General features: G+C 64.0%; 1 pseudogene. It reads right to left on the reverse strand.

The annotated features are described in order from the left end of the window. Nucleotides 1-225: pseudogene (locus tag F6X39_RS36455) on the reverse strand (hypothetical protein); the annotation flags it as partial. Nucleotides 226-492: the final 267 nt, after the last annotated feature.

The following is a 492-nucleotide window of genomic DNA, read 5'->3' on the forward strand; positions in this document are numbered from 1 at the left end:
TGCGCCGTGCGCATAGAGCAGAAGCGCGCCACCTCCCCAAGCCGCTCTCACGCCGACGCTGATCGTCAAGGCTTCGCGGACTGTGTTCAGCAGGCAAGCCATGGCGTGACGCAGGATGAGTTCCTCCTCGAACACATCGATCGGATATACCGCGAGCGAACTTACCACGTTCGGGCGTACCCGTGCGGACCGTCCAGTACGCTCGCGCACATCCGAACGATGCAAGCGCGCGCCAGCGTCCGCGACTGGAGGACGGCGATGCAGGAGTCGCCGCGGCCCGTGTGCGACGCCGTGCCCGGGGCACCACCTTTTTCCCGCGCCGTGTGGTTTTTCGTGCGACGAATGATTTTGACCAAGGGAAAACCCGTATAATCCTCAAGACGTCAGACAACTTGCGTACAATCGCCGGGAGCCTGACCGCGATCCGCCGTGCAGCGTCCACCCGAACCGCCTTCTGCCCGATCCGTGAATTCCCCCGCCCCCGCCAGTTCC

The sequence above is a fragment of the Paraburkholderia sp. UCT2 genome (assembly GCF_014397665.1).
Classification (GTDB): domain Bacteria; phylum Pseudomonadota; class Gammaproteobacteria; order Burkholderiales; family Burkholderiaceae; genus Paraburkholderia; species Paraburkholderia tuberum.